At 68.0% G+C, this 11,100-nt stretch carries 8 protein-coding genes and 2 pseudogenes; 9 read left to right on the top strand and 1 reads right to left on the bottom strand.

Annotated features, from left to right (window positions below; translation table 11 throughout):
* The 9 genes and pseudogenes from AB4039_RS39450 to AB4039_RS39410 all read left to right on the top strand — a co-directional run.
* Positions 1-267: pseudogene (locus tag AB4039_RS39450) on the top strand (hypothetical protein); the annotation flags it as partial.
* A gap of 529 nt (positions 268-796) precedes the next feature.
* Positions 797-1,798, top strand: a complete 1,002-nt coding sequence (locus AB4039_RS39445; RefSeq protein ID WP_266845394.1) for a helix-turn-helix domain-containing protein — start codon at positions 797-799, stop codon at positions 1,796-1,798.
* Between the two features lie 61 nt (positions 1,799-1,859).
* On the top strand, positions 1,860-2,390 hold the full coding sequence (locus AB4039_RS39440) for an RICIN domain-containing protein (RefSeq protein ID WP_266845392.1): 531 nt from the start codon (positions 1,860-1,862) through the stop codon (positions 2,388-2,390).
* 97 nt (positions 2,391-2,487) lie between these two features.
* Positions 2,488-3,024, top strand: coding sequence for an RICIN domain-containing protein (locus AB4039_RS39435; RefSeq protein ID WP_442273035.1), 537 nt, complete (start codon positions 2,488-2,490; stop codon positions 3,022-3,024).
* A gap of 98 nt (positions 3,025-3,122) precedes the next feature.
* The gene (locus AB4039_RS39430; RefSeq protein ID WP_442273034.1) at positions 3,123-3,626 is read left to right on the top strand and encodes a hypothetical protein; all 504 of its coding nucleotides are present in this window, start codon (positions 3,123-3,125) and stop codon (positions 3,624-3,626) included.
* 234 nt (positions 3,627-3,860) lie between these two features.
* Positions 3,861-7,919: a GDSL-type esterase/lipase family protein gene (locus tag AB4039_RS39425; protein WP_266845388.1), complete on the top strand. Its 4,059-nt coding sequence runs from the start codon at positions 3,861-3,863 to the stop codon at positions 7,917-7,919.
* Positions 7,920-8,466: 547 nt separating this feature from the next.
* Positions 8,467-9,075, top strand: a complete 609-nt coding sequence (locus tag AB4039_RS39420) for a hypothetical protein (RefSeq protein ID WP_442273033.1) — start codon at positions 8,467-8,469, stop codon at positions 9,073-9,075.
* Between the two features lie 274 nt (positions 9,076-9,349).
* A complete protein-coding gene (locus AB4039_RS39415; RefSeq protein ID WP_266845384.1) occupies positions 9,350-9,649 on the top strand; it encodes a transposase in 300 nt (99 codons plus the stop codon).
* Positions 9,646-10,533 carry an IS3 family transposase gene (locus AB4039_RS39410; protein WP_442273032.1) on the top strand — a complete coding sequence of 296 codons (888 nt, stop codon included), beginning with the start codon at positions 9,646-9,648 and terminating at the stop codon, positions 10,531-10,533. Before AB4039_RS39415 ends, AB4039_RS39410 begins: the two co-directional genes overlap by 4 nt.
* A 20-nt stretch (positions 10,534-10,553) precedes the next feature.
* On the opposite strand, the pseudogene AB4039_RS39405 reads toward AB4039_RS39410, so the two are convergent.
* Positions 10,554-10,924, bottom strand: a pseudogene (locus tag AB4039_RS39405) (IS5 family transposase); the annotation flags it as partial.
* Positions 10,925-11,100: the final 176 nt, after the last annotated feature.

Here is an 11,100-nt window from a genome sequence, read left to right as displayed (position 1 = left end):
CGCGACAGCAGACCTTCAGCGGGAAACGACACCGGCCTTCAGCAGAAGAACGACACCCCGCAACCCGCCCACCAGCAAAAACACCTACTGAAAGCCCTGTCGCCAACCACTGAAAATCACACGTCGCGCATCATCTACGCGCTCTCCACCGAGCAGCTCGTGGAGCTCAACCCGCAGTYGGGCGAATGGCCGACGGTGGCGCAGGAGGGCCCGGCCCTGCTCGACGAGGCACGCACCCCCATTGAGGCCTACTACGAGCGAGGGTGACAACGCCCGCTCGTTAAGATGATCCCTGCGGGGCGGAAAAAAATGGGGCGGCGCTGATAGGGGCGAACCCGGCCGGCCGCTGCCTATTGGCATCGAATATCCACCTGATTACCGATCAKAACAAACTGGCCGTCTCGCTTGGCATTTCGGGCGCCGACGTGCACGACAGCCTCGGCCTGGAATCGCTCGTGCGTGGGATTGCGCGCATCCGCTCCCGCTGAGGCCGCCGCAAGCGATAGTCGACGAAACTGCACCCTGAAAAGGGTTTCGACTGCGCCCATCTGGGGTGATGGTTCCGCAACGCGGTATCCGCCACCGCATCGATTGTAATGGCTTCGAGTCCTCTGTGTGGCTCGGCGGCCATCGATGGGTCGTGGAGAGGGCCGTGCCCTGTCTCGGCGGCTGCCGTCGGCTACATCTCTGCTACGCACGCAAGGCAGAACAATTCATCGCGTGCGTCGGCATAGCCGCAGCCCTTATCCGGAACCGTCGCCGTAGCAAATGAACGACGTCTAAAGAGTATCGAGAATTGGAGAAGCACGTGTGGACGGTGGTGTCGTCGAGCGAGGTGCCCGCTACGGAACGCTTCGATTGGTTCGCGGACATGGTCTCGCGTGAGGTGGTGCCGACGGCGATCAGCAGTGAGTGCCCTGCCCGCTTCCAGGCCGAAGCCGCCGTCCTGGACCTGGGCGACTTTTGCATGTCGAAGCTCGCTTACCTGCCTCTGCAGTCGCGGCGCACCCCCGCGCTGATCAGACGCAGCGACCCGGAGCAGTACCAGTTGGCGCTGGTCACCAAGGGCTCCATGGTGCTGTCCCAACAGGGCAACGACTGCTGCGCCGGTGCCGGGGACCTCGTGATGTGGGACACCTCCCGGCCCTGGACGGCCCGGTCTCCAGCCCGAGGAGGCGAGGGCGAACTGGTCGTCCTACAGCTTCCCCGGAACATCGTGCCCCTGCGCACCCGCCAGATCGAGCGCCTGCTGGCCCGTCGCCTGCCCGGCGGCCACGGCATCGCGGCGATTCTGGCCTCCATGATGAAGTCCCTGGTGGACAACGGAGACCGGTGCACACCGCAGGAACTGGACCGCCTGGGCACGATCACGGCCGAGCTCGCGGCGGCCTGCCTGGCCCATCACCTTGACATCGAGGGGGACCTGCCGGCCGAGACCCGCGCACAGACGCTGTCACGGCAGATCCACACCTTCATCGACCACCATCTCGGAGACCCGGAGCTGACTCCCTCCGTCATCGCGGCCCACCACAACATGTCCGTCCGGGCACTGCACCAGCTCTTCCACGGATCGGGTGAGAGCGTCCAGGTGAGGATCCGCCGACGGCGCCTGGAGCAGTGCCGCAATGACCTGGCCCGCCCCGAGCTGCGCACACCGGTACAGGAAATCGCGGCGCGGTGGGGCTTCACCAGCCCGGCGGTATTCAGCCGTGCCTTCCGCGAGGCGTGTGGACTCAGCCCTTCCGAGTTCCGCGCGCTGAAGATCAAGGAACTCGGCGCTGGGGGCAAACGACGGTGACGATCTCCTTTCCTAGGCTCGGCGGTGACTGATCAACCACCGGCACAGGGGGAGAACGACCATGCGCAAGAAGACACGCGTCCAGGTGGCCTTGGCCACGGCAGCCGTGGCCGCCTTCGGAGTAATCAACGCGGTCCCGGCGGACGCCGCGGGCACGATCACCCATCGGATGGTGAACGTGAACAGCAACAAGTGCCTCGAGATTCCGCTGAACCACGATTACGACGGTGCGCCGGCTCAGCAGTGGGACTGCAACGGGGGCGCCAACCAGACCTGGATCGTGGAGGCGGCGCTGGGGCCCGATAACCGTCAGGCGTGGACCCTGCGGAACGCCGAGAGCGGAAAGTGCCTCGAAGTCGCCGACTGGCGCAAGGACGCCGGTGCTCCTGTCCGCGTGTGGCAGTGCACCGGCGGGGCCAATCAGCAGTGGATCGAAGCGATCGGTCGGACCGGCACGTCCCTTCTCAACGCCAACAGCGGCATGGCACTGGACATCCCCGGATTCAGCACGGCCAACGACACCGATGCCGTCCAGTGGTGGCCCAAGGGCACCAGTGAGCCCGCTGGCAATCAGCAGTGGTACGCGCGCTAAGGATCAAGGAACTCGGCGCTGAGTGCAAACTGCCGCGACGGTGCCTCTTTCTAAGCTCGGTGGCGACTGATCGACCGGCAATACAGGGGGAAGATCCATGCTGAGAAAGACACACATCCAGACGTTCACGGCCACGGCGGTGGCGGCCGCGGTCGGCTTGATCGCCGCGTCTCCGGCGAGCGCCGGCGGAGGTCCCGGGACCCACCGCATCGTGAACGTCGCAAGCAACAAATGCCTCGAGATCCCGTTGAACCACGATTACGACGGTGCTCCCGCCCAGCAGTGGGACTGCAACGGCGGTGCCAACCAGATGTGGGCCGTCAACGCGACGCGGACGGCGGATGGCCGCCTGGCATGGACGTACCGCAACGTCGAGAGCGGAAAGTGCCTCGAAGTCGCCGACTGGCGCCGGGACGCCGGTGCGCCGGTGCGCGTGTGGCAGTGCACCGGTGGGGCGAACCAGCAGTGGGTCGAGGAGGTCGGCCAGGTGGGGGTGTCCGTGCGTAACGTCAACAGCGGCATGGCTCTGGACATGCCCGGATTCAGCACGGCCAACGACACGGACGCGGTCCAGTGGTGGCCGAAGAGCCGCAACGAGGCGGCAGGGAACCAGGAGTGGTACACGGCTGGCTGAGCCGGGTCGCGGGCGTGGTGCCCGCATTCCGCAGGCCACGGCTCCGCCATATTCCGCATGCGGCCGTCGGGCCGCTGTCGAAAGGAACGCAAGTGCGTTTGACGATGAAGAGAAACAGCCTCCTGTCCCGCACGGGACTCGTGCTCGCGTCCGCCCTCACCGCCTTCAGCACACTGATGATCGCGCCCGGCACCGCATCGGCCACCGTCACCTCCTGCTCCGGCTTCGGCTGTGACGGACACGACCCCAACGTCCAGCGCTGGCAGCGCGGCCCCACCTTCCGTGACGGCCAGGACCACGGCAGTGGGTTCGGTGTTCAGCTGTACACCGGTACCACCGACGGTGACTTCTACGCCTGGGGCAGGGCCCTGTATCCCCCGGGCAGCAACCCGTACGACTACACCGTCTTCGTCCAGCGCTGCTACCTGGACCACAGCATGTGCGAGAGCCTCGGCGAGTCCCGCGTGGACCAGCTCACGTACGAGGGCACGGACGGCAACACGGTAATCCGGCACACCGGCATGTTCTACGACCCGGCGGCACGCACGGCCCGCGTGTGCATGCGCGGCGCGGGCCGCGAGGTATGCACGAACTGGGTCTAGAGCAGACCGGCCGGGGCACCGCGGCATCCGGTCCCGGCGCCCCGGGGCACTCGACGGTCCGGAGGCGACACGCGAAGGGCGCGGCAGGCTGCTGTCGCGCCCTTCGCCATTCCCGCCCACTCCCCGTCCGCCCCTCATTCGTTCCCATCGGCCAGGCGGCCTCGTGCCCGGCGCGATGGATCCGCCGTGTCCCGTCGGGCCACGGGAGCCCATCTCACAGTCCAGGAAGAACCCTTGAGAAGACGAATACCGGTGCCGCTGGTCGCTGCCGTGGCCTGTGCCGCACTGACCGGCGGACTGCTCACGGCCGCACCTGCCCTCGCCGCGCCGAGCCCCCGCGCGGCCATCGATGCCCCTCCTTCCCCGCCGCCTCCCGTTCAGGTGCCGGACCCCGACGGAAAACTCGGCACGGACTGGCACTCCAGCCCCGACCGTGCGGTGACCGCCGCCGCCGACAGCGACGGCCTGCGCATCCTGGTCGCCGACAGCAACGAGGCGTACGCGTGGAAGACCGCCGCCACACTGTCGGAGCCCGGCATGCCCGCGGACTCGTGGATCGGCAACCAGTGCCAGATGGACCATGAGCACGTGGCCGTCGTGTACGCGCCGCGCGCCTTCACCAACAAGCCGGACCTGATGCAGGGAGGCGCGTTCACCGCCATCGTCGACCTGGCCTCGGGCCAGGTGACCAAGCTGCCGTTTACCGCGTCGCTGGCGTACTTCGATCCGGCCTGCAATACCACCACCCACACGGCCGCGTTCACCGCGTTCCGCGACATGAACGATCCCCAGGCCACCACATCGCGTGTGGTGACCGTGGATACCACGGGCAACACCACGAACGAGGCGACCGCCGACGGCGAGATCACCAGTGCGGTTCCGGTCACGGACGGCGCGGTCGCCGCCCTGGGCCGGCGCCTGATCCACCTGGACCGGGCCGGGAAGGTCAAGGACCTCGCCCGAGCGGACAGCGTGCCCTTCGACATCCGCCCCACCGCCGACGGCAAGGTGGCCTTCGTCGACCGCAAGGACGGCTCCACCGCCACCGCGAAACTGTTCACCGGCACGGGCAAGCCCTCGGCCCTCGCCACGGGCAAACTCGGCGACCTCGACCTGATGCAGGGCGAGGCGGGCAAGGTCTTCCTCACCGGACGCCCCACCGGCACCGCGGCCACCGAGGGGAGCGGGGTCACCCGTGTCAACGCCCCCGCAGCCCGAGACGTCTCCTCGCACGGCCGCCTCGCCGTCGATCCCGTCCTCACCCCCGGCATCCGTGCAGGACTGTCCCGCATCAAGAACGCGGGCAAGGGCTTCACCAAGACCGAGGAACCCGCCGCCCGGACCGCCGCGACCGGGGCCGACACCGAGCCGGTGACGGTGACCAGCACCGCCACCACCACCGGGACGAAGCTCACGCAGAGCGTGCAGCCGCAAGCCCCCGGAGGCACGGGGAACAAGCCCACCCCTGCCCTGGGCGCTCCGAAGGCGGCGACCGGCTCCGCTGAGCGCAGCGCCGCCGCCGATTCCGGCGGATTGGGCAACGACCCGACCGACCCCGACCGCTATTGCGCCGTCTCCCGCAACGACATCAACGTCCAGGCCCTGCAACCGACACCCAACCAGGTGGAATGGGCCGTCGACATGGCCGTGCGCGGACAGCTGCGCTCCAACTGGATCCGGCAGGGCGGCTACCGCAGCCAGGCCGGCCTGGCCACCGTCGACCCCCAGGGTCTGTTCCCCCCGCCGACCCTGAACGGCGGCGGCCAGATCCCCGCCAACGTCCTGCTCGGCGTCATGGCCCAGGAGTCGAACCTGTGGCAGGCCGAAGGAGGCGCCATTCCGGGCCAGATGGGCAACCCGCTGGCGGCGGTCGACGGCTACTACGGCCACAAGGCCGTCCCCGGGGACCCGAACTCCTACTGGCAGATCCACTGGGACAAATCCGACTGCGGCTACGGCGTCGGCCAGGTCACCGACGGCATGCGCCTGGCCGGGCACGAGAAGACGGACGCGAACGGGAACAAGGAGGCCAGCCTGTCCCCGGCCCTGCAGAAGCTCGTCGCCATCGACTACGCGTCGAACATCGCCGCCGCGATGAAGATCCTGGCCGACAAGTGGAACGAGGTCCACACCGACGGCCAGAAGATCACGGTCAACAACGACGACCCCTCCCGGGTGGAGAACTGGTTCACCGCGGTCTGGAACTACAACCTCGGCTTCAACCCGCCGTCGGAAACCTCGCAGCACAACGGGTACTGGGGGCTGGGCTGGTACAACAACCCGGCCAACCCCCTCTACAAGAAGAGCTGGGGCCACCCCTTCATGGACACCAAGGTGGACGGGGCCGAGGCCAACCGGGACGCCGCACACCCCCAGGACTGGCCCTACGAGGAGAAGGTGATGGGATGGGCCGCCTGGTCCATCGACACCGGCTTCTCCTACTCCACCTCCGGCCGCCAGGACTGGCCCGGCGACAACGATTTCTCCTCCGCCGGATTCCGGCCCGCCTGGTGGAACACCGACACCCAGCGCAGCGCCGTCTCGCCGCCTCTGGACGTCTTCTGCAACCGGGACAACAACTGCGACCCGGCCACCCCGCCCGACTGCAAGAACGAAGCCTGCTACCAGCAGTACTGGTGGAACAAGCCCAACGTCACCTGGAAGCCGGACTGCGCCAGCAGCTGCGGCCACGAGGCCATCAAGTACCTGACCCTGGTCTCCGAACCCGGCCGCGGCTACCGCCTCCAGAACGGCCAGCCGGTCTGCTCCGGAGCCCCCGCCGGCCTGCTCGTCACCTCCATCCCCAACGGCACGGACACCTGGGGAGACTGCGGCAAGACGACCTCGGCGGGCGCCTTCCAGTTCACCTTCAACCCGTCAAGGGACAACACCTACCAGGCCAAGGGGGACCTGCACCAGATCGGCGGCGGCTACGGCGGCCACTACTGGTACGCCCACACCCGCGACGACGCCCACCTCGGCGGCGCGAACGGCGCCATGAACATCGACGGCACCTGGACCCTCAACCAGAACCTGGACTGGGCGCGGGTCCTGGTCCACCTGCCCGACACCGGAGCACAGACACGGCAGGCCGCCTACACCGTCCGCAACACCGACAGCAAGAGCGACACCCGTATCGTCGAACAGCGCGCCAACCGCTGGTTCAGCCTCGGTGTCTTCCACTTCTCGGGCAAGCCCAGCGTGACCCTGTCGAACACCACCGCCGACGGCACGGCCGACGAGGACATCGCCTGGGAGTCCGTCGTCTTCCAGCCCCTGAGGGGCAAACCCAAGAACTCCGTCGTCGCCATGGGCGACTCCTACTCCTCCGGCGAGGGAGCCTCCGAGGGCGACCGCGACTACTACCCCGAGACCAACTACTACGACAAGAAGAACGGCAAAACCCGCGACGCCTGCCACCGCTCCACCAACGCCTGGTCACGGCAGGCCACCCTGCCCGGCGGACCCAAGTCAGTCGGCGAGCTCGAAGACAGCGGCTACGGGGACATGGACTACCACCTCATCGCCTGCTCCGGAGCCCGCACGTACAACGTCCTGAGCGAGGTACAGGACAAAGGCGGAGAGGTCCCGCAGATCAGACAAGGCTATCTGGACCAGAACACGACTCTGGTCACGATATCGATCGGCGGCAACGACTCACGCTTCGCCACCATCTTCCAGTCCTGCATGGTTTCTCTGGGATCCAACTGCAGTGAAGACAAATTCGACGAAAAGAAACTGGACCCGCTGGTGAACGGCCGGGACAGGAAATTCCTCGATCAGCCATTTGCGACAGCTGTGCCGGGGATCATCAGCGACATCGTCCGGCCGGACATCGCCGCCATGCTGCTGCAGATCCAGGACCGCGCCCCGAACGCGAAGATCGTCCTCATGGGCTACCCGCCCCTGCTCTCCGACAAGGGCTCCTGCCTCAGGTACGGCCTCCCCGGGCTGCCCAAGATCGGCATCAGCGAGGGCTCCGCGATCTGGCTCAACAGCATCGCCAAGGTGCTCACCATAGCCATGCAGGGCGCGGCGGACGACGCCAACAAGGCGGGCGCAAAAGTGACGTTCTCCGACCCGACCAGTGACTTTGCCGGGAAAGCGGCATGCGGCGATCCAGAACAAATCCATGGGATCGTAGTGAAAGCCACGAAATCCGACAGTACCGTCGACTGGATCCCGGTTCTCAGGGACTACACACTGTCCGCACAGGGACTCCACCCGAAGATCGGCGGTGCTCGCCTCTACGCCAACGCTCTGGAACGCACGGTGACGGGCATGGGCCTGTAGCCACACCCAGTCGCGACCCGGGGAGAGTGCCCACCACCCCGCACCCCTCCCCGGGTGCGACCCGTACCGCACCCTGGAGTGAGTATGAGGACGGCGGCTGCGGTGTGTTCGAAGCAAGGGAATTCCTGGCCGGGTTTCTGGCACAGGCCCCAGCCGATGGCCTGGACGATGTCGACAGCCGATCCGAATGGATCCGCCGGGGCCGGCCCCTTCCCGGATTCCTTTTCCGGAGCAATTCCGTGCCACTCCCGCCAGCCGCGGTGACGCACGGAAACCGGCCCGGGCTGCCGCATAGAATCCGTGGGCGGAATCGGCGTCGCGGGGCCGGCCCCCGCGTCCGGCCCCGCGACACCCGCCCGCCGACTTGCCGGACGTCACCGCCGTGCGGGGGAGCGGCCGGCAACGCCCGGTGGGTTCTGGATGCTCCCTACTGCTGTCCCCGCGTCCCCCCGCTCCTTCCCGCGTTCCCCCGCTCCTTCCCGCGTTCCCCCGCTTGCCCTGCTTTTCCCGATCCGACCGACCGCTCCACCGTGGAAGCGACCACGCCATGACCCCGGCCCCCTACCGCTCCGTCTGGATGGACCTCTGGGCGGACGCCCCTGCCGAGCAGGGGACCGCTCTCACCCGCGAGATCGCCGCCGTACTGGCCCCGTTCGGCCCGGTGACCGTCACCTCCCGCGGCCCGTACCCGCGCACCCCCGAGCTGCTCCAGCTCGACGTCGAGCTCGTGCCCGCGACCTCCACCACCGACTGCCTGCGCACCCTGGGCCTGCACCCGGACGAGGACGGCGACTGGCCCGCCCGCGACCGCGCCCGTGACGGGGAGTTCCTTCACCCCGCCGTCGGGGGCGCCCAGGTAGGCGAGGAGGAGGCGGGCACCCCGCCGCCGTTCGCCACCGGCGAGGTCGTGGTCGTCCTCGACTGCCCCGCCGCCCGCGCGGAGGGCCTGGTCGGCACCGAGGCCGTCGTCCACAGCGCCTTCTACGACCCGGCAGAACGCGATCCGCTGCTCCGCCGCTGGCAGCACCACGTGATGGCAGAGGGCCGGGAGACGCTGGAGCCGTTCGCGAGCACGGAGCTGCGCCCCACCGGTCGCCGGGCCGCCGTCCCGGGGCCGCCCCCCGCGGTGGACGTCGCCCGCGACGGCGGGACCTGAAAGCTTGGTGGGGCCCGGCCGCCGGGGCCCCAGCGCGCCCCGGCGACGCCCGCCCCGGGGACATCCCCTAGCCAGGGCGGTCGGGGCGGCACGATTTCGCCTTGCCGGCGGGGTACTGGGTGAGGGCTTGGATGCCCTCGTGGAAGGCCTCCGCGTCGCGCCCGGGCGGTGGTTGGCCGTGCTCGGCTTCGCGGTCGAGGTGCCGGCTGAAGCTTCTCCTTGGTCTTGGACACCTGGAGACTGGGACGTGAGGTTCCAGAGGAAGTAGTGCCAGGTGGGAAACAAGTACACGAAGCGGTACTCGGCGGAGTACCGGCGGGACGCGATCGGGCTCGTTCGTTCTTCGGGCAGGACGGTGACGGAGGTCGCCCGGGAGCTCGGGGTCAGCCCGGAGAGTCTGCGCAACTGGGTCCGCCGCGATCAGGCCGACCGTGGCGAGGGTGCCCCGGGCGAGCTGACCAGTGCCGAACGCGAGGAACTCAAGCACCTGCGCAGGCAGAACCGCGAGCAGCAGCAGACGATCGAGATCCTGAAAAAAGCGACGGCCTTCTTCGTGAAGGAGAACGACCGGTGAACGCGCTCTACCGGTTCATCCACGCGGAGAAGGCCCGCTATCCGGTCACCCTGCTGTGCCGGGCGGTGAAAATCGCCCGCTCCTCCTACTACGCCTGGTGCGACGGCGAAGCCGCCCGCCAGGCCCGTCAGGAGGCCGACGACGCGCTCACGCACGAGATCACCGTCCTGCATATCGCGTCCCGCAAGACTTACGGGGTGCCGCGGATCCACGCCGAGCTGCGGCGTGGGGGCCGGCCCGTGAACCGCAAACGCGTCGCCCGGATCATGCGCCAGGCCGGCATCCAGGGTGTCACCCGCCGCAAGCGGCGCTCGCTGACCCGGCCGGACAAGAAGGCCCGGCCGGCCCCGGACCTGATCGGCCGCGACTTCCACGCCGAGATCCCCGGCACCAAGCTCGTCGGCGACATCACCTACCTGCCCACCGCCGAGGGCTGGCTCTACCTCGCCTGCTGGCTGGACCTGGCCACCCGCGAGATCGTCGGCTACGCCATGGCCGACCACCACCGGGCCTCCCTTGTCGTGGACGCCCTGAAGATGGCCCGCGGCCGGGCCGGCCTCCGCCCCGGATGCGTCATACACAGCGACCGCGGCAGCGAATACACATCAGCCGAACTCCGCAACAAGATAGTCGAGTTGAACCTGCGGCAGAGCTGTGGACGTACCGGGTCCTGCTTCGACAACGCCGCCGCCGAGAGCTTCTGGGCGCTCCTCAAGGAAGAGATCGGCACCCGCATCTGGCCTGACCGGGCCACCGCGCGCGCCGACGTCTTCGACTTCATCGAGACCTTCCACAACCGCCGCCGCCTGCGCAAGCACAAGACCTTCGGCTGCCTCACCCCGACCGAGACCAGGCAGCGGCATCAGCACGCCCTCGCGGCGTAGACATCGAGTGTCCAGGATCACGGGGAAACTTCAAGATCGGGCTGCCCCCTTTTACTTGCACCAGCAGCGTGCTGGTGGGCCCGGACGACCGTGGAGTCCACGGACACCGTCCAGTCGATTTCGTCGTTGGCATCTGCCGCTGCCAGGACAGCTGCGAGGATCCTTTCCCAAGTGCCGTCGATGCCCCACCTGATCAGCCGTTTGTGAGCGGTCTGGAACGGGCCCAGCTCGTCGGGGAGGTCCCGCCAGGGTGAGTTGGTGCGGTATTTCCACGCAATGGCCTCAAGTGTTCGACGGTGGTCAGCCCACCTGCGGCCGCGGGCCGGATGGCTGGCATCAGCGGCTCGATCCGATCCCACATCGCATCAGTGATCACTAATCGGACAGACACATCCGATCAACTGACGAACCCATCAAAGAAACACGCCCTAGTACTGCAACGGTCTTTTTCGTGATGGTTTGTTGGCTTCTGGTGGTGTGTGGCCGCGTCGTTTGTAGTGGCTGATGCGGGCCTGGAACTGTCGTCGCCGTCGCCAGTGTGACCAGTGCAGGACACCAGTGCAGGAC

Origin of the sequence: Streptomyces sp. M-16 (assembly GCF_052114405.1) — a bacterium.
Classification (GTDB): Bacteria; Actinomycetota; Actinomycetes; order Streptomycetales; family Streptomycetaceae; genus Streptomyces.
Note: the sequence above shows the minus strand (reverse complement) of the source record. Positions and strands in the feature narration are given on the sequence as shown.

Excerpts from the sequence above, each read along its gene's own strand:
- AB4039_RS39440 (WP_266845392.1), top strand. The coding sequence starts at position 1,860 with ATGCGCAAGAAGACACGCGTCCAGGTGGCCTTGGCCACGGCAGCCGTG.
- AB4039_RS39435 (WP_442273035.1), top strand. The coding sequence starts at position 2,488 with ATGCTGAGAAAGACACACATCCAGACGTTCACGGCCACGGCGGTGGCG.
- AB4039_RS39420 (WP_442273033.1), top strand. The coding sequence starts at position 8,467 with ATGACCCCGGCCCCCTACCGCTCCGTCTGGATGGACCTCTGGGCGGAC.